This window comes from uncultured Methylophaga sp. (genome assembly GCF_947259025.1).
Taxonomy (GTDB): Bacteria; Pseudomonadota; Gammaproteobacteria; order Nitrosococcales; family Methylophagaceae; genus Methylophaga.
This window is the reverse complement of sequence record NZ_CAMYKO010000004.1, coordinates 178,550-204,876: the sequence shown is the minus strand read 5'-3', so window position 1 is coordinate 204,876 and position 26,327 is coordinate 178,550. Positions and strand designations below refer to the sequence as shown.

General features: G+C 51.0%; 28 protein-coding genes. 18 read left to right on the top strand and 10 right to left on the bottom strand.

What is annotated here, in order from left to right:
* Window positions 1-5: 5 nt before the first annotated feature.
* From atpE to Q0X64_RS04090, 13 genes are all read left to right on the top strand, one after another.
* Window positions 6-239 carry a F0F1 ATP synthase subunit C gene (atpE, locus tag Q0X64_RS04150; protein ID WP_266277168.1) on the top strand — a complete coding sequence of 78 codons (234 nt, stop codon included), beginning with the start codon at window positions 6-8 and terminating at the stop codon, window positions 237-239.
* A gap of 45 nt (window positions 240-284) precedes the next feature.
* On the top strand, window positions 285-755 hold the full coding sequence (locus Q0X64_RS04145) for a F0F1 ATP synthase subunit B (protein ID WP_297809286.1): 471 nt from the start codon (window positions 285-287) through the stop codon (window positions 753-755).
* 11 nt (window positions 756-766) lie between these two features.
* Window positions 767-1,300: a F0F1 ATP synthase subunit delta gene (locus tag Q0X64_RS04140; protein WP_297809285.1), complete on the top strand. Its 534-nt coding sequence runs from the start codon at window positions 767-769 to the stop codon at window positions 1,298-1,300.
* 25 nt (window positions 1,301-1,325) lie between these two features.
* Window positions 1,326-2,867 carry a F0F1 ATP synthase subunit alpha gene (atpA, locus tag Q0X64_RS04135; protein WP_297809284.1) on the top strand — a complete coding sequence of 514 codons (1,542 nt, stop codon included), beginning with the start codon at window positions 1,326-1,328 and terminating at the stop codon, window positions 2,865-2,867.
* A 14-nt stretch (window positions 2,868-2,881) separates the two neighbouring features.
* On the top strand, window positions 2,882-3,748 hold the full coding sequence (atpG, locus tag Q0X64_RS04130; RefSeq protein WP_297809283.1) for a F0F1 ATP synthase subunit gamma: 867 nt from the start codon (window positions 2,882-2,884) through the stop codon (window positions 3,746-3,748).
* Window positions 3,749-3,776: 28 nt separating this feature from the next.
* Window positions 3,777-5,153, top strand: coding sequence for a F0F1 ATP synthase subunit beta (atpD, locus tag Q0X64_RS04125; RefSeq protein ID WP_297809282.1), 1,377 nt, complete (start codon window positions 3,777-3,779; stop codon window positions 5,151-5,153).
* Between the two features lie 18 nt (window positions 5,154-5,171).
* Window positions 5,172-5,597 carry a F0F1 ATP synthase subunit epsilon gene (locus Q0X64_RS04120; RefSeq protein WP_297809281.1) on the top strand — a complete coding sequence of 142 codons (426 nt, stop codon included), beginning with the start codon at window positions 5,172-5,174 and terminating at the stop codon, window positions 5,595-5,597.
* A gap of 491 nt (window positions 5,598-6,088) precedes the next feature.
* Window positions 6,089-7,453 (top strand): bifunctional UDP-N-acetylglucosamine diphosphorylase/glucosamine-1-phosphate N-acetyltransferase GlmU, encoded by a 1,365-nt coding sequence (glmU, locus tag Q0X64_RS04115; protein WP_297809280.1) that lies wholly within the window; start codon window positions 6,089-6,091, stop codon window positions 7,451-7,453.
* 101 nt (window positions 7,454-7,554) lie between these two features.
* Window positions 7,555-8,217 (top strand): hypothetical protein, encoded by a 663-nt coding sequence (locus Q0X64_RS04110; RefSeq protein WP_297809279.1) that lies wholly within the window; start codon window positions 7,555-7,557, stop codon window positions 8,215-8,217.
* A gap of 2 nt (window positions 8,218-8,219) precedes the next feature.
* Complete coding sequence (locus tag Q0X64_RS04105; RefSeq protein ID WP_297809278.1) at window positions 8,220-9,326, top strand: XRE family transcriptional regulator; 1,107 nt, start codon at window positions 8,220-8,222, stop codon at window positions 9,324-9,326.
* 889 nt (window positions 9,327-10,215) lie between these two features.
* Window positions 10,216-10,602 carry a tautomerase family protein gene (locus Q0X64_RS04100; protein ID WP_297809277.1) on the top strand — a complete coding sequence of 129 codons (387 nt, stop codon included), beginning with the start codon at window positions 10,216-10,218 and terminating at the stop codon, window positions 10,600-10,602.
* 120 nt (window positions 10,603-10,722) lie between these two features.
* Window positions 10,723-10,983, top strand: coding sequence for a DUF3311 domain-containing protein (locus tag Q0X64_RS04095; protein WP_297809276.1), 261 nt, complete (start codon window positions 10,723-10,725; stop codon window positions 10,981-10,983).
* Window positions 10,980-12,464 (top strand): sodium:solute symporter family protein, encoded by a 1,485-nt coding sequence (locus Q0X64_RS04090; protein WP_297809275.1) that lies wholly within the window; start codon window positions 10,980-10,982, stop codon window positions 12,462-12,464. Before Q0X64_RS04095 ends, Q0X64_RS04090 begins: the two co-directional genes overlap by 4 nt.
* A gap of 939 nt (window positions 12,465-13,403) precedes the next feature.
* On the opposite strand, the gene bfr is transcribed toward Q0X64_RS04090, so the two are convergent.
* Window positions 13,404-13,883: a bacterioferritin gene (gene bfr / locus Q0X64_RS04085; RefSeq protein WP_297809274.1), complete on the bottom strand. Its 480-nt coding sequence runs from the start codon at window positions 13,881-13,883 to the stop codon at window positions 13,404-13,406.
* A 146-nt stretch (window positions 13,884-14,029) separates the two neighbouring features.
* Window positions 14,030-14,413 carry a hypothetical protein gene (locus Q0X64_RS04080; RefSeq protein ID WP_297809273.1) on the bottom strand — a complete coding sequence of 128 codons (384 nt, stop codon included), beginning with the start codon at window positions 14,411-14,413 and terminating at the stop codon, window positions 14,030-14,032.
* 290 nt (window positions 14,414-14,703) lie between these two features.
* Here Q0X64_RS04080 and Q0X64_RS04075 point away from each other — a divergent pair, with 290 nt between their 5' ends.
* Window positions 14,704-15,312, top strand: coding sequence for a hypothetical protein (locus Q0X64_RS04075; protein ID WP_297809272.1), 609 nt, complete (start codon window positions 14,704-14,706; stop codon window positions 15,310-15,312).
* A 3-nt stretch (window positions 15,313-15,315) separates the two neighbouring features.
* Here Q0X64_RS04075 and Q0X64_RS04070 read toward each other — a convergent pair whose 3' ends face one another.
* Window positions 15,316-16,494, bottom strand: coding sequence for a DUF819 family protein (locus Q0X64_RS04070; RefSeq protein ID WP_297809271.1), 1,179 nt, complete (start codon window positions 16,492-16,494; stop codon window positions 15,316-15,318).
* 77 nt (window positions 16,495-16,571) lie between these two features.
* On the opposite strand from Q0X64_RS04070, the gene Q0X64_RS04065 reads away from it, so the two are divergent.
* The 3 genes from Q0X64_RS04065 to Q0X64_RS04055 are packed head-to-tail and all read left to right on the top strand — an operon-like array spanning window position 16,572 to window position 18,680.
* Window positions 16,572-17,567, top strand: coding sequence for a hypothetical protein (locus Q0X64_RS04065; protein ID WP_297809270.1), 996 nt, complete (start codon window positions 16,572-16,574; stop codon window positions 17,565-17,567).
* A gap of 53 nt (window positions 17,568-17,620) precedes the next feature.
* Window positions 17,621-18,247, top strand: a complete 627-nt coding sequence (locus tag Q0X64_RS04060) for an MBL fold metallo-hydrolase (RefSeq protein ID WP_297809269.1) — start codon at window positions 17,621-17,623, stop codon at window positions 18,245-18,247.
* 52 nt (window positions 18,248-18,299) lie between these two features.
* Entirely contained in the window at window positions 18,300-18,680 is a 381-nt protein-coding gene (locus tag Q0X64_RS04055; protein ID WP_297809268.1) for an STAS/SEC14 domain-containing protein, read from the top strand.
* Between the two features lie 71 nt (window positions 18,681-18,751).
* On the opposite strand, the gene Q0X64_RS04050 is transcribed toward Q0X64_RS04055, so the two are convergent.
* Entirely contained in the window at window positions 18,752-19,147 is a 396-nt protein-coding gene (locus Q0X64_RS04050) for a hypothetical protein (RefSeq protein ID WP_297809267.1), read from the bottom strand.
* A 157-nt stretch (window positions 19,148-19,304) separates the two neighbouring features.
* On the opposite strand from Q0X64_RS04050, the gene Q0X64_RS04045 reads away from it, so the two are divergent.
* Window positions 19,305-19,874, top strand: coding sequence for a nucleoside deaminase (locus tag Q0X64_RS04045; protein WP_297809266.1), 570 nt, complete (start codon window positions 19,305-19,307; stop codon window positions 19,872-19,874).
* A gap of 494 nt (window positions 19,875-20,368) precedes the next feature.
* On the opposite strand, the gene Q0X64_RS04040 is transcribed toward Q0X64_RS04045, so the two are convergent.
* The 6 genes from Q0X64_RS04040 to Q0X64_RS04015 all read right to left on the bottom strand — a co-directional run bounded on the left by Q0X64_RS04040 (window position 20,369) and on the right by Q0X64_RS04015 (window position 26,325).
* A complete protein-coding gene (locus tag Q0X64_RS04040) occupies window positions 20,369-21,151 on the bottom strand; it encodes a DUF2189 domain-containing protein (protein WP_297809265.1) in 783 nt (260 codons plus the stop codon).
* Between the two features lie 162 nt (window positions 21,152-21,313).
* Window positions 21,314-22,600: a transporter gene (locus tag Q0X64_RS04035; protein WP_297809264.1), complete on the bottom strand. Its 1,287-nt coding sequence runs from the start codon at window positions 22,598-22,600 to the stop codon at window positions 21,314-21,316.
* Window positions 22,601-22,727: 127 nt separating this feature from the next.
* Complete coding sequence (locus Q0X64_RS04030; protein WP_297809263.1) at window positions 22,728-23,594, bottom strand: hypothetical protein; 867 nt, start codon at window positions 23,592-23,594, stop codon at window positions 22,728-22,730.
* A gap of 64 nt (window positions 23,595-23,658) precedes the next feature.
* A complete protein-coding gene (locus Q0X64_RS04025) occupies window positions 23,659-24,360 on the bottom strand; it encodes a C39 family peptidase (RefSeq protein ID WP_297809262.1) in 702 nt (233 codons plus the stop codon).
* 89 nt (window positions 24,361-24,449) lie between these two features.
* Window positions 24,450-25,685: a hypothetical protein gene (locus Q0X64_RS04020; protein WP_297809261.1), complete on the bottom strand. Its 1,236-nt coding sequence runs from the start codon at window positions 25,683-25,685 to the stop codon at window positions 24,450-24,452.
* A 22-nt stretch (window positions 25,686-25,707) separates the two neighbouring features.
* Window positions 25,708-26,325 (bottom strand): hypothetical protein, encoded by a 618-nt coding sequence (locus Q0X64_RS04015; RefSeq protein WP_297809260.1) that lies wholly within the window; start codon window positions 26,323-26,325, stop codon window positions 25,708-25,710.
* Window positions 26,326-26,327 lie beyond the last annotated feature (2 nt).

The following is a 26,327-nucleotide window of genomic DNA, read 5'->3' as shown; positions in this document are numbered from 1 at the left end:
AAAAAATGGATATGGGTTTAGTTTACATTGCTGGTGCTCTGATGATCGGCCTGGGCGCACTGGGTGCGGCTGTTGGTGTTGGTCTGCTGGGCGGTCGTTTTCTGGAAGCTTCAGCTCGTCAACCTGAATTGGTGCCAATGCTGCGTACTAACTTCTTCCTGGTTGCGGGTCTGGTTGACGCGGTACCTATGATCGCAGTTGGTTTGGCTATGTACGTACTGTTCGCGGTGGCTGGTTAATAATCATAATCCGACCCCAATTGCGGTAAAAACAGAGGTACAGGCATGAATATCAATGCAACCATCATAGGCCAGATTATCGCTTTCGCGGTTTTTGTCGCCTTCTGCATGAAATATGTATGGCCGCCCATCATGCAAGCGCTGGAAGAGCGCAAAAAGAAAATTGCCGATGGTCTGGCTGCTGCCGAACGAGGCAGACATGAGCAGGAACTGGCGGAAAAGCGTGCGCAACAAGTGATTCACGAAGCCAAAGAGCAAGCGAGCGAAATCGTTTCTCAGGCGCAAAAGCGTGGTAACGAAATTGTGGACGAGTCCAAAAATAATGCCCGTGTTGAAGGTGAGCGCATCCTGAACTCTGCCAAAGCAGAGATTGACCAGGAAGCCAACCGTGCCCGTGATGAACTGAAATCACAGGTCGGCGGTATTGCTCTGGCAGGTGCCGGCAAAATTCTTGGCCGTGAAATTGATGAAAAGGCCCATACCGATTTGCTTGACGAATTGGTAAGCCGAATCTAGAGGAATTAAGGATGGCAGAAGCAATAACCATCGCTCGTCCCTATGCCAATGCGGTATTTTCGCTGGCACAGGAAAAAGGTGAGTTGAAGGCGTGGTCTGACCTGCTTGCGGTTCTGGCGCAATGCGTTAGTGAACCAGAAATGCAATCCATAATCACTAGCCCTGCCGTCAGTGATGAGCAGGTTGTTGATGTGCTGGCGGATATCGCCGGTGACAGCATGACAACCGATGCAAAACACTTCCTGGCGTTACTGGCAGAAAATGATCGTCTGTTGTTGATGACAGAGATCACCGTTCTCTTCGAAGCATTGCGCGCAGAAGCTGAGAAACAGATGACAGCCGATGTCATCTCAGCGCGTGAGCTCAGCCCGGAACAGGCAGATAAAATTTCTGCTGCGCTGAAACAGCGCCTGGGTCGTGATATCACGCTCAACACCAGCATCGATGAAAGTCTGCTGGGCGGCGCAATTATTCGTGCAGGGGATCTGGTAATTGATGGATCTGCCTTGGGTAAACTGAACAGACTGGCCAACGCTATTAATTAAGCGGCCCGTTATAGAGGAAACAGAGATGCAACTGAATTCAGCAGAAATCAGTGACCTGATCAAAAAGCGTATCGAAAGCTTTGAAGGGGCCACTGAAGCGCGCACAGAAGGTACCGTAGTCGGTGTGACCGACGGTATCGTACGTATTCACGGCTTAGCCGATGTCATGTCAGGGGAAATGCTGGAATTCCCGGGCAACACCTTTGGTATGGCGCTTAACCTGGAACGTGACTCGGTCGGTGCCGTTATCCTGGGTGAATACACACACATTTCCGAAGGCGACAAAGTTAAATGTACTGGTCGTATTCTGGAAGTCCCAACTGGCGAAGCCATGCTGGGTCGTGTTGTGAACTCACTGGGTACACCGATTGATGGTAAAGGCGACATCCAGGCCGAAAGCACTTCTCCAATCGAGAAAGTCGCGCCCGGCGTTATCGCCCGTCAATCAGTCGACCAACCAATCCAGACTGGTCTGAAATCGATTGACGCCATGATCCCCGTTGGCCGTGGCCAGCGTGAGCTGATCATCGGTGACCGCCAGACTGGTAAAACAGCGATTGCGATTGACGCCATCATTAACCAGAAAGGTACCGGCGTTAAATGTATCTACGTCGCTATCGGTCAGAAAGCTTCTTCTATTGCTAACGTGGTTCGCAAGCTGGAAGAACACGGCGCTTTGGAACACACAATCATCGTTGCCGCTTCTGCTTCTGACTCTGCTGCGCTGCAGTACATCGCACCATACGCGGGTTGCTCCATGGGTGAGTACTTCCGTGACAAAGGTGAAGACGCGCTGATCATCTATGATGACCTGACTAAACAAGCCTGGGCTTACCGTCAGGTATCACTGCTGCTGCGTCGTCCACCGGGTCGTGAAGCGTATCCGGGTGACGTTTTCTACCTGCACTCACGCCTGCTGGAACGTGCTGCCCGTGTTAATGCTGACTACGTTGAACAAATCACCGACGGTAAAGTGAAAGGCCAGACCGGTTCTTTGACTGCACTGCCAATCATCGAAACCCAGGCGGGTGACGTATCGGCCTTCGTACCAACCAACGTTATTTCCATCACTGACGGTCAGATCTTCCTGGAAACTGACCTGTTCAACTCCGGTATCCGTCCTGCGATTAACGCCGGTCTGTCGGTATCGCGTGTGGGTGGTTCTGCACAAACCAAGATCATCAAGAAACTGGGTGGCGGTATTCGTCTTGACCTGGCTCAGTATCGTGAGCTGGCGGCATTTGCTCAGTTTGCTTCTGACCTGGACGAAGCCACACGCGCTCAAATCAGCCGTGGTCAACGCGTGACCGAGCTGATGAAGCAGCCTCAGTATCAACCTCTGTCAGTAGCTGAAATGGCGATTTCGCTGTTCGCAGCTAACGAAGGTTTCATTGACGACGTAGAAGTAGATAAAGTCGGTTCATTCGAAGCGGCCCTGCTGTCTAACATGAAATCAAACCAAGCTGACTTGATGGCGAAAATTAACGACACCGGTGACTTTAATGACGACATTGCTGGCGAAATGCGCACAGCAATCGAGAGCTTTAAAAAAACCGGTAGCTGGTAATCGGAGCATAAGTCATGGCTAGCGGTAAAGAGATACGGACTCAAATTGGCAGCATCAAAAATACGCAGAAGATCACCTCTGCGATGGAGATGGTTGCCGCGAGTAAAATGCGTAAGGCTCAAGATCGCATGGCAGCGACACGTCCTTATTCAGACAAGATTTACAACGTCATCCAGCATCTGGCCTTCGCCCATCCTGAGTACAAACATCCGTACCTGATGGATCGCGAAGAAACCAAACGCGTCGGTTACATCGTTGTCTCGTCTGATCGTGGACTTTGTGGCGGTCTGAACAACAACCTGTTCAAGACAGTCCTGAATGATATTAAGGACAAGTCAGACAAAGGTCTGGAAGTGGATATCTGCACCATCGGTCAGAAAGCTTCCAGTTTCTTTGCCAGACTGCCGGTCAACCTTGTCAGCCAAGCCACCCAACTGGGTGACGCCCCTCAGCTAAAAGAGCTGATCGGCACAGTCAAGGTCATGCTGGATGCCTACAACGAAGGTCGCATCGACAGCCTCTATCTTGTCTATAACGAGTTTGTGAACACCATGACTCAGGACGACAAGCTGATGCGCCTGTTGCCGGCAACGCCGGAAAAGCCGAGCGAAGAGCTGTCCCACCACTGGGACTATATTTACGAACCGGATGCAAAAGAAGTTTTGGACGACCTGCTGGTCCGTTATATCGAGTCACTGGTGTACCAGGGCGTAGTCGAGAACATTGCCTGTGAACAGGCTTCTCGTATGCTCGCGATGAAAAACGCGACTGACAACGCCGGTAACCTCATCGATGACTTGCAACTGGTTTACAACAAGGCTCGACAAGCTGCGATTACGCAAGAGATCTCCGAGATTGTTGCAGGTGCCGCTGCGGTATAACTGATATAGATATATAAGAGGAAGCGAGATGAGCTCTGGAAAGATTGTACAAATTATCGGCGCGGTCGTTGATGTGGAGTTTCCACATGACAGCCTGCCAAAAGTCTACGACGCACTGAACGTCGAAGAAACCGGTCTGACCCTCGAAGTTCAGCAGCAGCTGGGCGACGGTGTGGTTCGCGCCATTGCCATGGGTACTTCAGACGGTCTGAAACGTGACCTGGAAGTCACCAACTCCGGTAAAGCGATCAGCGTACCGGTGGGTAAACAAACACTGGGTCGTATTATGGACGTCCTGGGTAACCCTATCGACGAAAAAGGCGATATCGGTGAAGAAGAGCGTTGGGGTATCCACCGCAAAGCGCCGCCTTACGATGAACTGGCTGCCAGTAACGAACTGCTGGAAACCGGTATCAAGGTTATCGACCTGGTTTGCCCATTCGCCAAGGGTGGTAAAGTCGGTCTGTTCGGTGGTGCCGGTGTTGGTAAAACCGTCAACATGATGGAACTGATTCGTAACATCGCGATCGAGCACAGCGGTTACTCAGTATTCGCCGGTGTCGGTGAGCGTACCCGTGAAGGTAACGACTTCTACCACGAAATGACTGATTCCAACGTTATCGACAAGGTATCGCTGGTTTACGGTCAGATGAACGAGCCACCTGGTAACCGTCTGCGTGTGGCGCTGACCGGTCTGACCATGGCCGAGTTCTTCCGTGATGAAGGCCGTGACGTACTATTCTTCGTTGATAACATCTATCGTTACACCCTGGCCGGTACCGAAGTATCAGCCCTGCTGGGTCGTATGCCATCAGCGGTAGGCTACCAGCCGACCCTGGCGGAAGAGATGGGTGTACTGCAGGAACGTATCACCTCAACCAAGACCGGTTCTATCACTTCTATCCAGGCGGTCTACGTACCGGCGGATGACTTGACTGACCCGTCTCCAGCGACCACCTTCGCTCACTTGGACGCGACCGTTGTACTGTCACGTTCTATCGCCGAGCTGGGTATCTATCCTGCGATTGACCCGCTGGATTCAACTTCACGTCAGCTGGACCCACTGGTTGTTGGTAACGAGCACTATGATGTCGCTCGTGGCGTTCAGGGTACCCTGCAACGTTATAAAGAACTGAAAGACATCATCGCGATCCTGGGTATGGACGAACTGTCTGAAGAAGATAAACAGACCGTATCCCGTGCTCGTAAGATCCAGCGTTTCCTGTCTCAGCCGTTCTTCGTTGCCGAAGTCTTTACCGGTGCACCTGGTAAATACGTATCGCTGAAAGACACAATTGCTGGTTTCCAAGGCATCCTGAATGGTGAATACGACTCTCTGCCGGAACAAGCGTTCTACATGGTAGGTAGCATCGAAGAAGCCGTCGAGAAAGCCAAGAAGCTCTAATCCCCTGGGAGGTAAAGCATGGCTATGACTATTCATGTCGACATCGTTAGCGCCGAAAATGAGATCTTCTCAGGTCTGGCGGAAGCGGTTTTTGCCTCGGCAGTGGAAGGTGAAGTGGGTATTTACCCACGTCACACCCCGTTGCTGACTCGACTCAAGCCAGGTGAAGTACGCGTTTTGAGAGACAACGGCTCGGAAGAGCAGTTCTATGTCTCGGGCGGTATGCTGGAAGTTCAGCCACACGTTGTCACCGTTCTGGCTGACACCGCGTCACGTGCTGCCGATGTTGATGAAGCCGCAGCCTTGCAGGCCAAGGCCGACGCAGAGCGTGCGCTGTCTGATTCATCTGCCAAGCGTGACTTTGCGGAAGCCCAGAAAGAGCTGGCCGAAGCAATGGCGCAACTGCGTGCTATCGAGCGTGCAAGAAAAACCACAAAACGCTAACAGCGCTTTGCTGGAAAGAAAAAAGGCTGTCCTCGGACGGCCTTTTTTTTTGCCCTTTTGAAAGCTAACCACAGAGGCACAGAGGACACAGAGATAAATAATTTGTCATTGCGAGGAGGCACGACGAAGCAATCCAGTCCCAGTACTGAAATAGATTACTCCGTCGCAAGCTCCTCACAATGACAGTGCACTTCTGGATACAGGTAATCACGAAAACCCACGGGAGAACGACCTAGTCATCGCGAGGCCCGAAGCCGAAGCGATCCAGGCCCAGTACTCAATAAAATGACGTCAGTGAATTGCCGTGTCTATGAATGAAAAAGGCTGGAGGATATTGTCATGCCGACCGCAGTGGAGGCATCAGGCATGTCACGGCAGCTCCCGAAATGACAGTTGTTAACTCTGTGCCCTCAGTGCCTCTGTGGTTCATTTTCTGATCAATAAAGCCAATCTGCTAAAATGCCCAATTTGAATTAACAGCCGAAAACCCTATGTCACTATCCATCATCATCCTCGCCGCCGGTAAAGGCACCCGCATGAAATCCAACAAGCCCAAGGTCATGCATACCCTGGGCGGCAAGCCATTACTGCAGCATGTTATCGACACCGCCAACATGCTTAACCCAACCGAAATGGCCGTGGTCTGTGGCAATGGTGCCGATGAAGTGGTGCCCTATCTGGAGCAGCAGGGCATCAACACCGTGATGCAGCATGAGCAAAAAGGCACCGGCCATGCGGTGGAGCAGGCCAAAGCCTTCTTTCAGAAATCGGATCAGGTACTGGTGCTCTATGGCGATGTGCCGATGATAGAAACCGACACGCTGGAAGCACTGATTGATTCCGGTGATCAGAACAGCTTGAAGGTGCTGACGGCCTTATTGGATAACCCGACCGGCTATGGCCGTATTGTCCGCGACTTCGATGACAAAATGTTGCGAATCACCGAAGAAAAAGATGCTGACGAAGAAACCAAACTGATCAACGAGATCAACACCGGCATCATGTGCATCCCGGCCAAATGGCTGGACGAGGCTTTGTCTCAACTCGATAACAACAATGCCCAGGGCGAGTATTACCTGACCGACCTGATCGCCAATGCTGTCGAGCAGGGCATCGAGATCAGCTCCGTGGTCTGTGATGACGAGATGGAAGTCGCCGGCGTTAATAACCGCGTCCAACTCGCCGAACTGGAAAGCTACTACCAGCAGAAAACCGCCACCGATCTGATGATGGCCGGTGTCACCATGCGTGACCCGGCACGGATTGATATCCGCGGTCCTATCAATGCCGGTCAAGATATCACGGTGGATATCAACGTGATCTTCGAAGGCAGCAACACCATTGCTGATAACGTCAGCATCGGTGCCAATTGCATCATTATCAACAGCGTGATTCATGAAGGTGCCGACATCCTGCCCCACAGCATTATCGAAAATGCCGAGGTTGGCCCCGACTGTGCGGTTGGTCCTTATGCTCGTTTGCGTCCCGGTTCCGTTCTGGCAGCCAAGGCCAAGGTGGGTAACTTTGTCGAAGTCAAAAATGCCAATATCGGCCTGGGTTCCAAGGTGAATCACCTGAGCTATATCGGTGATACCGATATGGGGGCGGATGTGAATATTGGGGCCGGGACGATTACCTGTAACTATGATGGGGCCAATAAGCACCGCACTGTGATTGGGGATCGGGTGTTTGTGGGGTCTGATACACAGTTGGTGGCGCCTGTTACGGTTGAGGATGGGGCGACGATTGGGGCTGGGTCTACGATTCGGAAGACCGCACCAGGTGAGGCTTTGACTTTGACTGTCTCTAAGCAGAAGACGGTTGAGGGATGGAAGAGGCCGGTTAAGAAAAAATAAGTTTACAAAATAAAAATAACCCACCTTTTTGGTTGACAAAAGACAGATATAGCACTAATCTGGTTGACATACTGCGATTTTCCCATGATTAGAGGTCTCTTATGTCAACAGATTTTGAATCACCTTTTGAAGTTTGCTCAGCTTTTGATGAAGACCATCTGAATATACTCTCCAGAGAAATCTTAGAGGTAGCAGAGCAGACAAGGCTCTCGAATACGGGTGAGTATGATGATCGTTACACATTTGAGACTACACTTCATGGACGTCTTAGACAGCTATTTATAAAGCTTAATCGTGATACTGATAAGCCATGGTTGACTTTAGCGAGTAGTGGAATGGATTATGTACCAAGGATCAACAACATACCATTGCGTGTTTTTAGAGATGAACCTCGCTCACCAAAAAAGCGAGTGAAGATCTTTAATCAGAACGAAATTGAGAAAGACCAGCTAATTCTTCTTCTAGAAGATCGTGATGAAATTGATTTTGCTACACAGGAGTTATATTGGCGACTAATGGTTGTCGCACCAACAGATATTAGTATTGGTGAAGATATTGTTGATATTGAAGATGACTTCAAAGTGGCTTTAGCAGGCTATCACCCAACAAATAACTCACTAGTATCGCTCTGGTATTCGGATGATAATTTCAGCAACAAGATTCGTCCAATTAGCGAGCAATTAATTCAAGAAAAGCCGGTAGAAAGAAAACAAGTAATATTAAAAGCAAAAGAACAAGAAAGAACAAAACATTTGGATGAGTAGCAATGAGAGAAATAAAGAGTCTGCAAATATATCGGGGAGATAAGCTCCGTTTAGCTAGACTAGCAAAGGGGCTTTCTCTGGAGAATGTCGGTTCGGTTCTCGGCGTAACTCGGCAAAATATTTCTAAAATGGAGTCAGGCCAAGAACCGAGAGATTACCAGTTGGATACTTTATGCCTTGAGTTAGGCGTAGAGAAAAGCTTCTTCTATACCGAGCGTATCTTGCCTGTTGTGGAGGAGAAGTGTCATTTCAGAAGTGTAAGAGCAAGAACAAAAGCGATCACGAATATGGTCATGGCAAGGGCGGAACTCTTGTCCGAACTCATCTCAGAGATTGAAAGTTACTATGACCTACCTAAATTTCAGATAACTCTTGAGGACACTTTTGAATCCATTACTACTGAGAGTATTGAGCGAGCCTCTGAGTCTCTTCGACGTGAGTGGGAGTTAGGTTTAGGTCCAATTTCTGATATCACTATTGTTTTGGAAAATGCTGGTGTAATTGTGACCACAATAGATGGTGCTGACGATAAAGTTGATGCGTTTTCATTATCAAGTGGTCGACCGATCATTATCAGAAATAATGCAAAAAACAATCCTTGCAGATATCGGTTTGACCTAGCACACGAGTTAGGTCATCTAATCATGCATGATGGGGTAGTGACTGGTTGTAAAGCTACTGAAAAGCAAGCTAATTATTTTGCAAGTGCCTTCTTGATGCCGAGAATTAGTTTTTCTGAAGCGATAGAAAACTTTCCTATAACCCGGGGCGCGAAAAGCTTAAATTGGGTGAATATAACAAAGTTAAAACTTCATTTTAAAGTTAGCTCCAAAGCTTTGCTGTATAGGGCTAAATCACTGGGGCTGATCAGCGAAGATCAAATGCGCTCTGGTTATATTTACATCAATAAAAAAGGTTGGGCGACAGGAGAGCCCTCGGATAAGGATATTCCTTTTGAGCAGCCGGCATTACTTGAAACAATGATTAATGGTATTGGCTTAATTCAATGGAAATCTGTGTTACAAAAGCTAGGTTTAACTGAGACTACAGTTGAAGAGTTTTTGCCCGACATAAACATGCCAAAAAATCCACTGAGAATAGTCAAATAGATGAACTCAGACTTATACTGATAGCTAACTTGCTTCATGTTTATTTCGGACTAAAGCCCGAGCTCATTTATTTTGCATGCCCAAAATAAACGAACCAAACAAAAAGGCAGCCCACAGCTTGCCCTATCGGGTTCCCTGCGCTTCTCAATCAGTTTGGAACACGACGAAAACTCGCTACGCTCAGACACTCGTCGTGTTTGATCCAAACTGATTTCCGATGCTCGGCTGCGCAAAGGGCGTTTTCACCCTCACCCCAACCCTCTCCCATCAAGGGAGAGGGGGCAACAACTCAGATTTGAGTTTCAACCCCAATACTCCCCGTTTGTGCTGACGAGTAGCAGAGATTTGTCTGGGAGAAGGACGGGCAGTGTCTGAGCGCAGCGAGTTTTGGCCGTCCGCCAGACAAATTGAGCAACGCAGTGGAGCCGTTAGGCCAGCACAGTCGGGCGGCCTTGGGTAGTTAGGGATTTGGCCGCGCAAATCCCTGACTCGCCCTTAAGGCGAAATATGCTTCGAGTCATATCAAAGCTGATAACTAACAAAAAGCATCTAAGTGCTAATAACCGTCATTGCGAACGCAGTGAAGCAATCCAGTCCCAAGTTCAGAAGTGGAGCCTGGATTGCCGCGCCGGCACGGCCGGCTCGCAATGACGAGTTGGGTAGGTTGGCGCTGAGTCTTCGAAGCTCATCAATCCTGGGGCTTGTTGGGAGTCATGGCATTTTGCCCAACCAACGGGTGATATTGAGGTCAGTGGAGCAAAGGGGCAGACACCATTGATGTCTGGTTTATTACTTCTCAGGCTTTCGTTGCAGGTTTCCTCACCCGCCATCAAGGCGACAACAGGATGTTAGACTCTCACCGAATCTAGATAATCAAACAGGGAAGCCCATGATTGTTATTTATGGCATAAAAGAAAAACTGAATCCCATCAAAGCCCAGCTTTCGGATGTGATTCATGGCTGCATGCAGAGCGTGCTGGGTTTGCCGGAAGATAAGCGGGCGCATCGTTTTATGCCACTCGACAGGGATGATTTTTATTATCCCGGCGGCAGAAGTGATGCCTACACCGTGATCGAGATTAATATGATGGCAGGCCGTAAAGCTGAGACGCAGAAGGCCCTGATCAAAGCTTTATTCTCCGAGCTGGAAAGCCAGCTTTCTTTGGCACCCATTGATGTCGAAATCACCATCAAAGAACAACAGCCCTATCAATGGGGCTTTCGAGGCATGACGGGGGACGAAGCTAAAGACCTTAACTACAAGGTTAAAGTCTAGCAAGTAGATTGGGCTGAGCCTGCGAAGCCCAACGTTTAGAACGGTCGGGCAAATTTCCCGTTTACATCCGGGCATCAGTTGATAAGGTGAAGGACTGATCAATCTGCAACGGAGCAGTCCATGTCTTTTACCCGGCCTCATTCCCGCCGCCGGTCGGCCTTGTTCATAACGCTGATCCTGGCGACCACCTTCCTGTCCACCTATCCGCCCGTTTTCCTCTGGGCCAACACCATAGAACCGCGCTGGCTGGGACTGCCTTTTGCCATGGTCTGGCATATTGGGCTGTCATTGGTGGCCGCCGTGTTCTTTGCCTCCTGGTATCTGCTGGAGAGCCGTAGCGGGGCGATGGAGTTGGATGTTGAGGTGGAGAAAGTTAGATGATTCCGGTTCTGTCATTACTGGCCTTTCTGGGGCTGATTCTCTTTATCAACCGCCGCCAACTGGGCGTGTCGACAATGGCTGACTATGCCACGGCGAATCACAGCATAGGCGTGCTGGGCATTACCTTCGGTTTTCTGGCGACCTGGTATGTCGGCGCGGGTTATACCGTGTTCTCCGGCTTTGCCGTGAGTTTCGGCATGATCGGCATGTATGTGATCCCCTACGGCATTATCACTTTGCTGGTGATGTATCTGGTGGCCGAGAAAACCTTTATCTGGGGCAAGAAGTATCAGCTTCGCACCCAGTCGGAGTTGCTGGGCCTGCGTTATCGCAGTGACTTTATCCGGGTGCTGACGGGGTTTGCCGGTGTCGCCTTATCGGTGCCGTGGTTGCTGATGGAGTGGTACACGATTGGTTATGTCTTTAACTATGCGACCGAGGGTTTTATCAGCCCGTTGCTGGGTATGATTATCGGTATTTTCGTGGTGGTGTTTTATGTCGCCATGGGCGGTATGCGCAGTGTGGTCACCGCGAATATCGTGCAGGGGATGTACATGATGATCGTGGGCTCAGGTGTGCTGATTTATGTGCTGTTCACCGAGTTGGGCGGTTTGTCGGCAGCGATGGACAGGCTGTTCTATGAAAGCCCGGCTGCGATGACCTTCCCGGGGCCGGGCTGGGATGTGTCGCCTAATTACTGGACGGCGATCATTATCACCAGTGGTCTGGGCGGTTTTATGTGGCCTTGGGTGTATAACAAATTGTTTGCGGCAGACAGCATTCGCACAATCAAGCAGTCGGTGTTGTTTGCCCCGGTGCTGGGCATTTTATCCTTTGCGCTGTTGTTTATTTTATCGATGGCGCTGCACCCATTACCTTTTGCACAGGAAAACCCGGAAGAAGCCTTGTTCTGGGCACACAGTGAGGCCGGTGTCTGGCCGTTGGCCCTGTTTGCCGTCCTGGTGATGGCGGCCAGTCTGGGTACAGTCAGTGGCATTCTGAATGCCATGTCAACGGCAATCTCGGGGGATATCGCCCAGGTCATCAATCGCAAAATCAGTGAGAAAACAGCCCTGCTGATCGCGCGCTGGACGGTAGTGGTGATGAGTATCGGTGCGTTGGTCGGTGCTTATCTGAAAGAAGGGCAACTGGTGTTCCTGGCCCTGATGACCTATCAGGGCATGATCGTGCTGGCACCAGTGGTGTTACTTGGCCTGTACTGGCAAAGAGCCAACAAGTTCGGCGCTGTGATTGGCTTTTTATCAGGCATGGCCGTGTCGTTCGGACTGACCCTGACTGAGCCGGCCTTTATTCAGACTCATGGTTGGACACCGGGCGTTTATGGCTTTATGACCACACTGAGCATCATGATCGTGGCCGGTTACCTGCGGCCGGTGGAAAGTCATGTGCCACAACTGTGGGGTGATATTGCTGATGCCAGGGAGCGGGCAGGGAAAGTCAGTGCGGTAAGATCTGGATAGGGCAAAGACATAACTGAGTGCAGGCACATAATTCAGTGCCACTCTCAGAACTGGGGCCTGGATTGCCGCGCCGGCACAGCCGGCTCGCAATGACGGGATACATGTAGGTTGGCGCTGAGCTCGCTAAGCCCAAAGCTTCAAAGCATGCCTGGGTTTTGTTGGGCTCAAACCAAGCTACGGATCAAAAGAAAAGTTTGTCAGCGCTTATAACCGTCATTGCGAACGCAGTGAAGCAATCCAGTCCCGAGTTCAGAAGTGGGGCCTGGATTGCCGCGCCGGCAGGCCGGCTCGCAATGACGGGAGAAATGTAGGTTGGTGCTGAGCTCGTGAAGCCCAACACCTCAAAACATGCCGGGCTTTTGCTTATTGCATTCAACCCAAGCTGCGGATCTGAGAAAAAAGTTTGTCAGGGCTTATAACCGTCATTGCGAACGCAGTGAAGCAATCCAGTCCCGAGTTTAGAACTGGGGCCTGGATTGCCGCGCCGGCACAGCCGGCTCGCAATGACGTGATAAATGTAGGTTGGTGCTGAGCTCGCGAAGCGCAACACTTCAAACTATGCCGGGGTTTTGCTTATTGCATTGAGCCCAAGCTACGGATCAAAGGAAAAGTTTGTCAGGGCTTGAAACCGTCATTGCGAACGCAGTGAAGCAATCAAGTCTCAGGTTCAGAGGTGAGGCCTGGATTGCCGCGCCGGCATGGCCGGCTCGCAATGACGGGATAAATCTAGGTTGGTGCTGAGCTCGCGAAGCCCAACACTTCAAACCATGCCCGGGTTTTGCTTATTGCATTCAGCCCAAGCTGCGGATCTGAGAAAAGTTTGTAAGCGCTTATAACCGTCATTGCGAACGCAGTGAAGCAATCCAGTCCCAGATTCAGAGGTGTGACCCGGGTTACCGTGCCGACAAGGCCTGCTAGCTAAGACGGCAAAAAATAAAATTAAGCTTCGGCTAATGTCATCGCCTGCAAATAATTGGGCAGACCCATTTTCTCGATCAGACCCAGTTGCTGTTCCAGCCAGTGAGTGTGGTCAAGTTCAGTGTCTTCCAGTTGCTGCACCAGCATTTTGCGGGTGTCGTAGTCGCCTTCTTCCTCACACAGGGCAATGCCTTTGCGCAGGTTATCGACGACCTGATATTCCAGGTCCAGATCGTTTTTCAGCATCTGCGGCACGTCGTGGCCGACATGAATCGGTTCACGGGTGACCAGGTCGGGCATGCCTTCCAGAAACAGAATGCGCCGGATCATCTGGTCAGCATGATCGGTTTCGTCCTGCATTTCGTGGGCGATGCGGTTGTAGAGCCGGGTCAGGCCGAAGTCTTCATACATCCTGGAGTGGATGAAGTACTGATCCATGGCGGTCAGTTCACCGGCTAAGAGGTTGTTGAGCAAATCGATAACTTTCTGACTACCTTTCATAACGCTGCCTACTGATGTTGATTTTGTATTTTTAGATGTAATTAGCTTGCATGATCTGAGCGTTGTTGTCACGCGGCCTAATGACTGCCTAGGAGATGGCGGAGATGCCCAAGCGGACATCTCCAATGCTATTCCACAGTAATTAATCAGCTTTCGGCTTTTCTGACAGGGATGACGATGTTGTGTTGATAGGTGCGGTGTTTATCGGTAATGGCATCGGTGATGCCCAAGTCCATAAAAATCACACTGGCACCAAATTTTGCACCCTCAATTTCACTGACAATAGAGCCAGTCGTGTTTCTGCCATCTTGGGTTTCACAGCGGTAGATCAGGGCATCATCGGAGCGTCTGATTAGAACAGTTCCGGGCATATCAGCAGACCATGCGCCACGCTTGTTTTGAAAGTGGCACTCACCGTTACTGCCATCTGAGAATGAGGCGGTGACAGGGATATTAGAGTCGTTGACGATAGATGCGCAGCCGGAAAGTACCACTGCAGAGAGTGCGGCCATAATAAGCTTAAGTTTCAAATCAACCTCCTGTAGATTTGGTTTGATGAATGTAAAAATGTGAACCAGTTATCAACTATGGCGCACAAGTAGGCAATCATATCATCATGAAAAGCAACGAGGGTAAGCGAGGAAATAGTTGGACATACAAGGTTTTCAATCAGTGTAAGTGTCTGCCCTGCTTTCAAGTTTTGGTTATTAGTTGGGCAGGCGAACAGTATTTTCTCTTTACGCTACTTAGTAAGTATTTACAGTGCCGACGCTGAACTCTATGCTGGATTTTAGTTGTCTCAAGCTATAGCAGGGTGCATATGATCTCTATTTCCGCGTGGCGGATAACCGGGCTGGTGGCACTGGTGCTGGTGATAACGTCGTTCATTAGCTTTATCCTGCTGGGTTTCAGCGAGGAAGCGCTTCGCAGCATGATCCGGGCGACCGCCGCCAGTTCGGTGTTGCTGTTTGTGCTGGCGTTCACCGCATCCAGTCTCTTTGCCTTGTTTAAAACGCGCTGGGCGCGGTACCTCCTACAAAACCGTCGTTATCTCGGCGTGTCTTTTGCCTTTTCTCACTTTGTGCACCTGCTGTTTCTGATCCTGCTGATGAAGTTTTACCCGGAGGGTTCGCTTGCCAAGCTGCATCCGATTGAGATCGGGCTGGCCAGTCTGACTTACCTGTTTATTCTGGCGATGACCATTACCTCGTTTGATCCGCCACGACGCTGGCTTGGGTCTAAAGCCTGGCAGTGGCTGCACTCCATCGGCATGTATCTGATCTGGCTGATTTTCCTGGAAACTTATGGCAAAGGCGCACTTCAGGACGCTGCTTACATACCAGTCGTGTTCTTGTTGCTGGCAGGCATGGGGTTGCGCATTACCAGGATGATTAAAAGCAAGCCGGATAGCGCTTACAGCGCTCGCTAGTCATCACCATATTGATGCAATGAGCAGACCTAAGGGCGTACCGATAATATAACCGGCCACACCGACCAGGATGCCCGGCGTGATCAAGGTGTTCCAGCCACGCGCCATAGCCAGCGCGGGTGCGGTGGTCGCGCCCAGCACCGAGGCATTGGAAGCAATAATCAGTTCCGGCAAAGACAGTTGCAGCGAGTCTTTGCCCATCCGTTTCAGCAGACTGTTGAGCAGTTGCCCGCCGATAAACACCACAATCCAGTGCACCAGCAACAGCACAAACACAAAGACCAGCAGGATCGGCGCATAAGCGAGCAGGGTGGCGATATCAGCGCCGGCAGCGATGGTGGCAAAGAACACCAAAGCCAGTACAAAGCCCATGCTTTGTCCGCCTTTTAGTCTCTGCATTTGTCGTGGTACCAAGGTCGCGGGGATGACCGAGAACAGGGTAATAAACAGGTAACGCAGCAGCGTGAAATCAAAGCCGATGGCTAATTGATTCAGCAGATAAACCGTCAGATCGGAGACTGCCACTACCACCAGGGCAAAGGTCAAGGCGGCGGCTATCGACAGGCCGCTGATCTGTTCGCCGTTCTCCAGGCTCTGTTGCTCATCCGACTCGTAATCCCGCTGGATATAGCGCTGCATAAAAAAGCGCGAGGCCGGCATCATGATAATCAGCACCAGAAACAGGATACCCAGCAGATTATCCACGGCAGTGGCGGCGGCAATAATATTGCTGTCGTTAAAACCGGTGGATTGCATCACCGCGGCAAAGTTGGCCGAGCCGCCGGTGTAAGTGCCGGTAAACATTCCGGCCAGAACTGCTTCATGTTCGCCCAGATCGACCAGTGATGCGCCGATCATCACCCCCAGCACCGTACCAAAGCAGGCGAGAACAAAGCCCATGCCTACCCGGCCGCTTTCGGCCAGGATGCGGCGCACATCGGCATGAATCAGAAACAGGGGTAATAACAAAGGTACAAAATAGCCAAATACCACGCTGTAGGCCGGTGCCGACTTGGGCAGGATATTAAGGTTGGAGAGCAGAATTGAGAGCAGGATTGCCCACACCGCGCCGGTCAGCAATTTGCCCCATCGCTTGCTTTCGGCCCAGAAACCGAACAGGGCAATAGCAAACAGGGCGGCAAAAACGGCAATATTGTGTTCGGCTGGGATAAGCGGGTTCATGCCTGTATCCTGTCTGAAATTAAAAGCTTGGGTTGAGCATAACCCGATTACCGTCCCCAAATAAATGAAGGCCCGCCATGTATACCGATGATGATTTGCAACAAGCGGTGGATGAAGGCATCTTCCAGTCCTCAGCTGTCAGTCAGTTTCGTGAATTTATCGCCCGGCGCAATCAGACCCATAACGAGGATGAGGAAGGCTTCCGGCTGATCACCAGTTTTAATGATATTTTTGTGGTGATTGCCTGCCTGCTGTTGCTGTTGTCAGCAGGTTGGGTTGTGCAGGCTGTCAGCGTGCCACTGGCATTAGCGGTGGTCGCAGCGTTGTCCTGGGGACTGGCTGAGTTTTTTGTACTCAAACGCAAAATGGCTTTACCGGCGATTGTCCTGTTAATGAGCTTTGTCGGTAGTGTGTTCGGCTCGGTATTGGTGCTGGCAGGCTTTCCTTCCGAGCAGGCTTTTGTGTTTGCGGCCATTGCCGGCACGCTGGCGGCCTGGTTGCACTGGATCCGCTTTCATGTGCCGATTACGGTGGCTGCCGGTGCAGCGACCGCGGTAGTATTTATCGTGGCCTCGCTGATTTCGCTGATGCCGCAGCTCAAGGATTATCTCAATTCGATGATGTTGCTCAGTGGCGTCCTGGTGTTTTTACTGGCGATGCGCTGGGATATGGCTGATCTTAAACGCTTGTCAGGACAATCCGATGTGGCTTTCTGGCTGCACCTGACTGCGGCGCCGCTGATTGTGCATCCAGTGTTTTCCAACCTGGGGATTTTTGAAGGGCAACAGGCCGCGCTGGATCTGGGCATTGTCCTACTGCTGTATTTGCTGTTGACGCTGATTTCGCTGGTCATCGACCGGCGTGCCTTTATGGTGTCGGCGTTGATTTATGTGCTGGTGGCCTTGACCGAGGTGCTAGATACCTATGGTCTGGCCGGCGATAGCTTTGCCTATGTGGGCGTGGTGATTGGCTTTTCTCTGTTGTTGTTGTCCGGCTTCTGGCACCGGGTCAGACGGGGACTGGTATCGAGCTTGCCCCCAGCCCTGCAGGCACGGGTGCCGACGGTGAGTTGAAAACCAAGTCCGATATACAGGGTCAAAAATAAAAAGCCCCGATGAGGTGACAGATGAAAGCACTGTTTGAGGACTTATGGGAAACCGAAACGGAAAGTCCGTTTCCTGGGTTGACCACCCATGCCTACCTGCTGTTGCGAGAAGGCGGCAATGTGCTGTTTTACAATACCAGCCAGCCTGATGATATCGATCAAATGGCCGGGCTGGGCGGCATCAGCTGGCAGTTACTGAGTCACCGTGATGAACTGGGTGACTCCTTGCTGACGCTACGTGAGCGCTTTTCCTGTCAGCTCGGTGGCCATCAATCTGAAATGGCGGACTTTGCCCGCTACTGCGTCCCCGACTTGGTGTTCACCAGGCGCGAGCGGGTTATGGGTGATATCGAAGTTATCCCCACACCGGGTCATACGCCGGGCAGTTGCTGCTTCCAGGTCCGGTCGTCGACCGGCCAGATCTACCTGTTTACCGGTGATACGCTCTATCTCAGCGATGATGGCTGGAAGCCGGGCCTCCTGTCTTTCAGTGATCCTGATAAGCTGGCCGAGAGCCTGACGCTGCTGCAAAGGCTGGAGCCGGACGTGGTGTTTTCCAGTGCCTTTTCCGGACAAAGCGGCTATCAAACAGTGAGTGGTCACTGGCAGGAAGAAGTCGAACAGGCAATGAGCCTGCTGCAGGATTAGTGATGCTTATAGGTTTATCATCTAGTCAGCAGACATGCAGGCAGGAGGTCGTATGGATATACAACGTCATGGTTTATCCGTCGGTATAGATCGTGTTGGAGATGACTTTTTCATCAGCATGCGGGTGCAGGGCAAGCTGACCCATGAAGACTATGCCCGTATCACACCCATGTTGGATGCAGCGCTGAATGAGGTGGATCACCCAAAAGCCAATGTGCTGCTTGATGCTACCGAGTTTGAAGGGTGGGAGCTGCGTGCTGCCTGGGATGACTTCAAGCTGGGGCTCAAACATGGTTCGGACTTTAACAAGATCGCGATTGTGGGCGATAAGTACTGGCAGCAATGGGCAGCGAAGATAGGTAGCTGGTTCATTTCCGGTGAGGCACGCTATTTCGATGACTTTGCTGAGGCGCTGAGCTGGTTGAACCGCTGAAATCGGGTGAATAGACTGCCGCAATAAAATGACTCCCTGTCCCGATAAGCAGGACAGGGAGCTCAGAAGCTTCAGTGCCGGTAATGGCGGCGACCATCATGTCGGTCATGACGTTTGTAGCGTCTATCATGGCGGGCATAACCCCAGTCTCGCTTGCTGTGATAGCGGTGTTTGCCATAGCTTCTGTGATGACCATGGTGACGGTTATAGCGATGGTGCTTGTAGTAATGCTTCCAGTGTTTCTTATGATGATATTTTTTGCCGTAATGATGACGGTGCCGATCATAGTCACGATAATGAATGACATAACTATCGGGATAATAACGCTGGTAATAACCGGGATGGCCCAGATTAAAGCCTATGCCGATGCTCAGATCACCGGCTTTGGCCGGGTTGGCTGATAATGCCAGCATCAGGCCGGAACACAGACCGATGATCAGGATTCTGCTATTTTTGATAAGTCGCATAGCTTTTACCTCGCTTAAACAAGCTTTCACAGTTATGACCTTAAACCGATGCCGCGAAAGTTTGGGTTAAGTAATGTAAAAGTATGTAAATACTGATAATTTTGTGATTTAAGACTCAGAAAAAGACCACAGAAAAAATGCCGGAGGCAGCGTGACAATGCAGGTTACATTTGAATTGCCCGGTTGGGTAGCGGAATACGAGCAAGACTACATTGCAACCACATCTTTAGAGGCGCAGATGCGTTTTGTGATCGAGGCATCAAAGCGCAATGTGAAAAAAAAGACCGGTGGCCCGTTTGCAGCAGGCGTGTTTGAAATTGAAAGCGGTCGGTTGATTGCCCTGGGCGTCAACCTGGTGCCGACAGGGAAGATGTCGATACTGCATGCCGAGATTGTGGCATTGAGTCTGGCCCAGCGGATTCGGGGTCACTATGACTTGGGTCAGGAGAATTTGCCGGCTTTGTCCCTGGTGACATCCTGCCAGCCCTGTGCCATGTGTTTCGGTGCGATTCCCTGGTCGGGTGTCAGGCAGCTTGTATGCGGCGCATCAGACGTCGATGCCCGCCATATTGGTTTTGATGAGGGCCCTCATCACCCCAGCTGGGCCGGGGAACTGGAAGCACGGGGGATTGAGGTGGTCACTGAAGTGCAGCGTGATGATGCCGTGGCGGTTTTATCAGATTATTTTTTGTCGGGTGGGCATATTTATAATTCGCGTGAGGGGTAGCGTGGTGAACTTTTGGTCATTGCTTTGCGTTGTCATTGCGAGCGCAGATCATGAAAGTTCAGCCTGGGTTTGCTGGTAACGCACTGGACTGGACTGCCGCGTCGCTATCGCTCCTCGCAGTGACGGTGTTGTTTGTACTTTCAGTGCGAGTATTTTGTTGTCATTGCGAGGCCGGAGGCCGCGGCACAAAATCATCGGGAATGATTTTGAATTGCGAAGTAACCCGTTAACGGGTGAGCCACATGGAGGTGGTGAATAATCCCGGCCCAGTACTTTGATAGAACTCCGGACTGGACTGCTTCGTCGCTATCGCTTCTCGCAGTGACGTTATTTTTTGCACTTACAGTGTGAGTGTGTTTTGTTGTCATTGCGAGGCCGAAGGCCGTGGCACAACATCATCGGGAATGATTTTGAATTGCGAAGCAACCCGTTAACGGGTGAGCCACATGGACGTGGCGAATAATCCAGCCCCAGTACTTTGACAGAATCCCAGACTAAGCCTGATTCTCCACCAGATCCCGATAAGCATGCCAGCTGGCATGTCCCAGCAGGGGATAAATCACCACCATTGCTAACAGAAAACTGCCGATGCCAACGCCGGTAAGCAGGGCAAGTAAAGCAGCCCAGACCAGCATGGTTGGCACATTCTGAGCCACGACTTTGATACTGGTGAACATCGCATCAGTAGCACTGATTTCACTGTCGATAATCGCAGGCACTGACACCACCGACAGAATAAACACAATACTGGCCAGCAATCCGCCTACAGCCAGATAGAGAGCCAGTTGCATTGGACTGACATAACTGAAAAAGTCACCCCAGAGTGACTGATCGAAGGCGGGCACCACATTGCCGACTGTGGCCATTAACACGAGGCCGGATATCACAAACCAGACGATGCTAAGCCCCAGTAGAATACCGGCGAAACGCAGCAAGGAAGTCTGGTTTCGGCTCAGTCCCTCCAGCGAATCATCGAAACTGACATGATCATGAAACTGTGCCCGGCGTGATATTTCACAAAGCCCGGCAGCCATAATCGGCCCCACCAGCATAAAGCCGGAGATGACGGCGGCCAGCACGTAGGCGTGACTGCTGGTGATAAGCAAAGTCAGTAAAAACAGACCGGTGACAATGAGGCCATGGACCAGACTGGCTTTGGGGTGGTGGAGCAGATCCTGTCCCCCTTTTGCCAGCCAGACGAACGGTCGCAGAAAGGCGGCATGCTGAATCGAAAACTGAGCCGGCACTTGATAATGAAGATGACTTTGTACACTCATGGTGTCCTCCTGTTGTTCTGAACAATCAGGCCCATCAACAATATGATGGCTAACAAATCACTCTACAAATGTGACAGCATCACAGCGCAAAAGCTTCTATAAGGCAGATAAAAAAGAACCGGCAGGAAGCCGGTTCTAAGACATTATTGCTACTGAGGCTTATCAGAAGTTATACGGGAAACGGAAGCCGACCGTGACATCCGGGGCATCCGGGGTAATACCAATGCCCACATTACCGGTCATAGTCAGGTTATCACCCAGGCTGTAACTGATACCGAAGTTGAGCAGGCCAGCACTGGCATCGCTGCCGTTAATGCTTTGCTCAGACTGGCCACTTTGTTTGATAGTGGTCTCACGTGTGATGCGATGAGAGTACGACATACTGGCACTCAACCTTTCGTTGAGGGCAAAAGCAAAACCGGCGCCGAATGCAAAGCTATCACCCAGGTCGACATCAGCGCTGGTGCGGGTATCGACATCAGTGCTGATATCACTAAATGACTCTTCAAAGTTATAGGTATAAGAGAAGTTGGCGAACAGAATCGCGGGGTCGGTGGTTTTTATCACGCTGATGCCCGGCGTCACTGACCAGACACCATTACCGGTCGGCAACTCGGTCGGCAGGGTGAGATTACCACCACTGTCTGCCACTTCTACAAATTTGATGCCATAGGGGTCCTTACCTGTTGGTGTCTTGACCCGCAGGCTCAGCACGGTGTCAGGTCGGGCGCCCTGTTCTTGAAACAGTCGATAGAAGGCACCAAAGCTGACATCACCAAAATCACCATTAGACACATCGCCTTCGGCAAGCTGATCGGTGGCAAATCCAGCACCAGAGGTATTGAACGATGAGTCACGGTAGAGGTAGGGGACATTGACATCAAATTGCAGCCGATCGCTGTAGCTGTAGCGACCGGTTAAATCAAAGGTCCAGGTATCGGCTTTGACTCGATCCAGACTGATATTACCCAGGAATATAGCATCCAGTGCCAAAAAACCATTGAGGAACAGATCGCGACGGTCTGAATGTGAATAGGTAATGCCGGGTTCAATGGTGAACTTGCGGTCAAAGAGGGCGTGCTGCTCACGATAGACCGCTTCCGCACTACGTGAGGCGGGGGCTTCTTTAACTACTTCTTCGCCGTTCTGGGCCTGTTGGGTATTGGCTGGTGTTGTGCCGCCCGGTTCTCCCTGCTCAGCAGAGGTGTTGGGTTGAGGCTGGGCGCCGCCGACTTTGACATTACGGGGCTGCGATTCCTGCTCAAGTTTTTGTATCTTGACCGCCATCGCCTTGAGCACCGCATTTTGCTGCTCATAGCGTTGCTGCATTTCCTTAACTTGTTGTTGCAGCGCTTCGACTTCCGGGTCTGAAGCAGCCTGTACCGGTGTGGCCAGGGCCAGACCGATACAGAAGCTCAGGGTAGTGTAACGAAATGATATTGAATGCATTTCAAGTCCTCGGCTAATGAGACAACCCCGTTTAATTGGAGTATTAAACACGGGTTTATTGATGTCAAATTTTTGTGAAGACTCAATCACATTCATCAGCCTTTTAATCCTTTATATGTTGAGTTCCCTAAAAAGGTGTGCTCTGCGACAACTGCCGTAATGACGACACCAGATTTTGCGTATTGGCAGTTGATGACACCGCACGGTTACGGGTTTGAATATCCAGATTGATCATGTTGCGGATCTGGTTCAGATCACCGCCCAGACGAACGGATTGCAGCACCTGCCCATTACCCTGGGAAACGCTGCGAATTGCCTGCTGTGCCTGACCCTGGTTGAGCACATTGACGTTCACCGATAAGCCATTATTGGCTAAAGCCACGCCAGCTGTGTTACCGGACGGTGTTGTCACATTCAGGTTGGAAGCAGTATTTCCAGCAGGCGTATTGTTGTCCTGTTGATAGCGTCTGACAGACACACCAATGGTGTTACCAATGCCGTTGGTATTACCGGCAACCTGTATGGTCTGTACGACACCGGACACGTTTTCCAGGCCCTGCCCGCTATTGACGATATTATTGCCCGATGAAGCGACTTGGTTGACTGGCTGACCCTGATGGACGCTGATCAGCGGTTCAAAACGGACAGTGGGTTGCCCCGTCCCCATGTTCACAGCCAGCGTCCCGCTGGCATTAATGACTTCACCTGTTGAGGTGACCCATTCCGTTACCATTTTTACGCCGAAGGTCATGATTTCTCCGGCAGAAACAAATTTACCCCGCGTCTCACCCAGCACATCGTCTGATAACTCCTGAGCATTGGCAAAAACGCTCATTTCAGGCAATTCAGCGTGTGCATAATGAACCGGGGAAAGACAGAATAACAAGGCTGAAGCCGCTACAATGCGGGGCTTCAACAGCTTGCTGACAGCGCGACCTCCTTTGTCTGTTGACGAGCGGTTTTCCCTGCCGCGCGTGACTGTTTTAGTTTTCATTTTGTCCTTTCTCCCTATCTTTGCTTGATCCTTCCCTGAATGACAATCAATGGTCAGGCCAACTTCAGAACAGTTCGGAACGATAGAATCCGTACTCAACCAACTCGGCATCTGTTAGCGGTCTCCAGGTGTCTACCGTATTTCTGGCTGTCAGCGGTTGTTTGGGACGTAACAGAATGGTTTCACGATCAAAGCCATTGCCGATAACGGCAAAAGTGACTTTGTTCCAGCCATCTACGAAGTCTTGCCTGTCCATGACTCTGTTGCCCAGAGCCGGATCAGCGATATATACCTTTTCGGGCGTCGCCTTTTTGAGGACGACGAAATGTTTGTAGCCACGTATATCAAGCAAAACAATGGTGGGGATTTTGATGCGGTCAAGGATTTCCGGGTTCACGGTATAACCCCTGCCTCGCAATCCCAGGGTTTCCACATAATGTTTAATATCCAGCAGTGAAAACCCCTTGGTTTGTACCAGTTCCGGGTTGCTGACCTTGAGCATGCCGGCGATGACATCGGCTTCTGTAAAATCATAGCCATAGGCATAGTTGAGAATGGTCGCCAGGGCCGCTGCCCCGCAACTGAAATCAGTCTGCTGAGGCACCATATCGATAAAGTGCCGCTCGCGCATACTGATGATGTTCTTAGTAATCATGGTGCCGGGGACGACACCACCAAATTGCATATTGGCCGCACTGCTTATTGACATCGACAGCCAGAGGCTGGATGTGGTGAGAAGCAGCAGTGTGGTTTTGGTGAATTTCATAATACTAACCTTGTGGGAGGAAAACTCCGGCTCCCGAAGGAGCCGGAGATTCTCTTTGGTTGTGGCATCAAACCAATGAAGGTTTGATTTTATTGTTCGCCACCACCACCACCGCCTGCTGGGCCACCAGTCGCTGCTGCGATTGACAGGTGGTTACCTTGCAGGTTGTTAGTACCAGCAGTGATGTTGACACCGATATTACCGCTGGCGCCGCGCAGTGCATTACCACTCAGAGTGGCATTGTTTTGATGTGGACGGTCAATCCAGCGTGCGGTTACCACTTGGCCACTGAATACGCCGAGCAGACCAATTGTGCCTTCTTCATTGAATGCAAATGCACCACCGTCATCATTGAGATCTACAGCGCCCTGGGCTTCACTGTCGAAGTCAATATGACCGGTTTGTGTGCCATCTGGATGAGTATCACCAGTCCAGGAGTCAGCATACAGATCGCCAATCTGGTCAGAGGTACCTTGATAGCCACCAACCATGCCACCGACCATAGTCACATTCACTGTGTCGTATACTTTTTCCAGCATACCTTGTTGTGAAGTGAAGTTATGATCCTGTGTTTGCTGGCTGGAAACGGTCGCTTCAGCCATAGTGCCACTGGTGTTAACAGAGGCAGCCAGGGAGTTGGCTTGCAGGTTACTGTTACCGGCTGCAATGTTTACAGCGATATTACCGCTGGCATCACGTAGTGTGTTTCCGCCCAGAGTGGCATCAAACTGATTACCTTTGTAAACGTATTGATTACGTTCAGCGTTCTGGTTGGAGATAGAGTCTGCAGCAGCAAACACAAACTCGGCATCCACTTTTGATAAGGCAGCACTGTTGTCCTGTGCGTTGTTTTGCCCTGCTGAGATATTCAGGCCGATATTACCGCTGGCTCCTTGCAGACCGTTTTCAACGGACTCAGCTTTATTGTCGACAAGAAAGTCGCCATCGTTAGGTGTGTCGCTCGCAACAAGAGCTGCATTCTCGGGATCTTCAGGATCGTAAACGTTTCCGTTTTTGTAGTTGTTCTGATTCTGACTAGTTAAAGCCGCAGAGCTACTACCAACAGGAATGGTTCCGTCAACGTCGATATCACCTTTCACATCAATGTAACGATCGGTGTCAGAGGTTTTTTCGACTGTGACTTCAGTATCGTTTTTGTATTTCGATACGCTCAGTCCCAGATCAGCTCTGGCATTGACTTTGGCGTCGACCAGAATGCCAACATCGAGTGTGCCGCTGTGACCTGGTTGACCGGCCATTGCTGGGCCAGCAGCTAACGCAGCCAACGCGACAGCAATGGGTGTGTACTTGGTTGATAATTTCATGACTTTCTCCTTTTAATCACAATTATTTCGTTCCCAGTTCAATCTGGAGAACAAAGTTGTTGGCCGTGCTATTGCCCGACCCGGCTGACTGGTTAACTTGCACCAGCCCACGTGAACCGGTGAAGGCACTATCAGCGATAGTGGCACTCCGGGTTCCATCGTCTGGCTCGCGGGCTGCCAGTCCAGCCCCGGTCGACATGTTGGAAAGCATGTTTTCCGACATGACGTCGACATCCAGCCCAATCCCGATTGCCATCCCATTGACCTGGGCATTGCCCGTGCCACTGGTCTGGTTAATCGAGAGCGCGCCCATCGTGTTGGTAAAGGCGTTACCACCAATACCGGAGATGGACATGCCCGGGCTTGTGCTGGAATTCTGATGTAGGTTCTGCTGTGTGAAGAGTCCAATGCTGGCATTGCCATTAGGACTCAGTGCAATGGCCGCCGCATTTTGCTGGGCATTGGCATCACCCGCCGCCATATTGACGACGTTCCGTCCTCTGCTGCCACTAAGCGCATGACCGTCGATCATGCTGCTGTTGATGGCATAAGGCAGTCCGGTCAATGCATCGTCAGCGATCGCCGCCGGCAATGATGGCAACAATGAAGCAAACAGCAGACTGAAAGGTAAGAGCTTCATAG

What these genes read in the sequence shown, in the direction of transcription:
- bfr (WP_297809274.1), bottom strand. Translation starts at nt 13,883, where the DNA reads ATGAAAGGTAGTCAGAAAGTTATCGATTTGCTCAACAACCTCTTAGCC.
- atpE (WP_266277168.1), top strand. Translation starts at nt 6, where the DNA reads ATGGATATGGGTTTAGTTTACATTGCTGGTGCTCTGATGATCGGCCTG.
- Q0X64_RS04100 (WP_297809277.1), top strand. Translation starts at nt 10,216, where the DNA reads ATGATTGTTATTTATGGCATAAAAGAAAAACTGAATCCCATCAAAGCC.
- Q0X64_RS04045 (WP_297809266.1), top strand. Translation starts at nt 19,305, where the DNA reads ATGCAGGTTACATTTGAATTGCCCGGTTGGGTAGCGGAATACGAGCAA.
- Q0X64_RS04055 (WP_297809268.1), top strand. Translation starts at nt 18,300, where the DNA reads ATGGATATACAACGTCATGGTTTATCCGTCGGTATAGATCGTGTTGGA.
- atpG (WP_297809283.1), top strand. Translation starts at nt 2,882, where the DNA reads ATGGCTAGCGGTAAAGAGATACGGACTCAAATTGGCAGCATCAAAAAT.
- Q0X64_RS04095 (WP_297809276.1), top strand. Translation starts at nt 10,723, where the DNA reads ATGTCTTTTACCCGGCCTCATTCCCGCCGCCGGTCGGCCTTGTTCATA.
- Q0X64_RS04140 (WP_297809285.1), top strand. Translation starts at nt 767, where the DNA reads ATGGCAGAAGCAATAACCATCGCTCGTCCCTATGCCAATGCGGTATTT.
- Q0X64_RS04065 (WP_297809270.1), top strand. Translation starts at nt 16,572, where the DNA reads ATGTATACCGATGATGATTTGCAACAAGCGGTGGATGAAGGCATCTTC.
- Q0X64_RS04035 (WP_297809264.1), bottom strand. Translation starts at nt 22,600, where the DNA reads ATGCATTCAATATCATTTCGTTACACTACCCTGAGCTTCTGTATCGGT.
- Q0X64_RS04090 (WP_297809275.1), top strand. Translation starts at nt 10,980, where the DNA reads ATGATTCCGGTTCTGTCATTACTGGCCTTTCTGGGGCTGATTCTCTTT.
- atpD (WP_297809282.1), top strand. Translation starts at nt 3,777, where the DNA reads ATGAGCTCTGGAAAGATTGTACAAATTATCGGCGCGGTCGTTGATGTG.
- Q0X64_RS04105 (WP_297809278.1), top strand. Translation starts at nt 8,220, where the DNA reads ATGAGAGAAATAAAGAGTCTGCAAATATATCGGGGAGATAAGCTCCGT.
- Q0X64_RS04060 (WP_297809269.1), top strand. Translation starts at nt 17,621, where the DNA reads ATGAAAGCACTGTTTGAGGACTTATGGGAAACCGAAACGGAAAGTCCG.
- Q0X64_RS04040 (WP_297809265.1), bottom strand. Translation starts at nt 21,151, where the DNA reads ATGAGTGTACAAAGTCATCTTCATTATCAAGTGCCGGCTCAGTTTTCG.
- Q0X64_RS04120 (WP_297809281.1), top strand. Translation starts at nt 5,172, where the DNA reads ATGGCTATGACTATTCATGTCGACATCGTTAGCGCCGAAAATGAGATC.
- Q0X64_RS04075 (WP_297809272.1), top strand. Translation starts at nt 14,704, where the DNA reads ATGATCTCTATTTCCGCGTGGCGGATAACCGGGCTGGTGGCACTGGTG.
- Q0X64_RS04030 (WP_297809263.1), bottom strand. Translation starts at nt 23,594, where the DNA reads ATGAAAACTAAAACAGTCACGCGCGGCAGGGAAAACCGCTCGTCAACA.
- Q0X64_RS04025 (WP_297809262.1), bottom strand. Translation starts at nt 24,360, where the DNA reads ATGAAATTCACCAAAACCACACTGCTGCTTCTCACCACATCCAGCCTC.
- Q0X64_RS04050 (WP_297809267.1), bottom strand. Translation starts at nt 19,147, where the DNA reads ATGCGACTTATCAAAAATAGCAGAATCCTGATCATCGGTCTGTGTTCC.
- Q0X64_RS04145 (WP_297809286.1), top strand. Translation starts at nt 285, where the DNA reads ATGAATATCAATGCAACCATCATAGGCCAGATTATCGCTTTCGCGGTT.
- atpA (WP_297809284.1), top strand. Translation starts at nt 1,326, where the DNA reads ATGCAACTGAATTCAGCAGAAATCAGTGACCTGATCAAAAAGCGTATC.
- Q0X64_RS04070 (WP_297809271.1), bottom strand. Translation starts at nt 16,494, where the DNA reads ATGAACCCGCTTATCCCAGCCGAACACAATATTGCCGTTTTTGCCGCC.
- Q0X64_RS04015 (WP_297809260.1), bottom strand. Translation starts at nt 26,325, where the DNA reads ATGAAGCTCTTACCTTTCAGTCTGCTGTTTGCTTCATTGTTGCCATCA.
- Q0X64_RS04020 (WP_297809261.1), bottom strand. Translation starts at nt 25,685, where the DNA reads ATGAAATTATCAACCAAGTACACACCCATTGCTGTCGCGTTGGCTGCG.
- Q0X64_RS04110 (WP_297809279.1), top strand. Translation starts at nt 7,555, where the DNA reads ATGTCAACAGATTTTGAATCACCTTTTGAAGTTTGCTCAGCTTTTGAT.
- glmU (WP_297809280.1), top strand. Translation starts at nt 6,089, where the DNA reads ATGTCACTATCCATCATCATCCTCGCCGCCGGTAAAGGCACCCGCATG.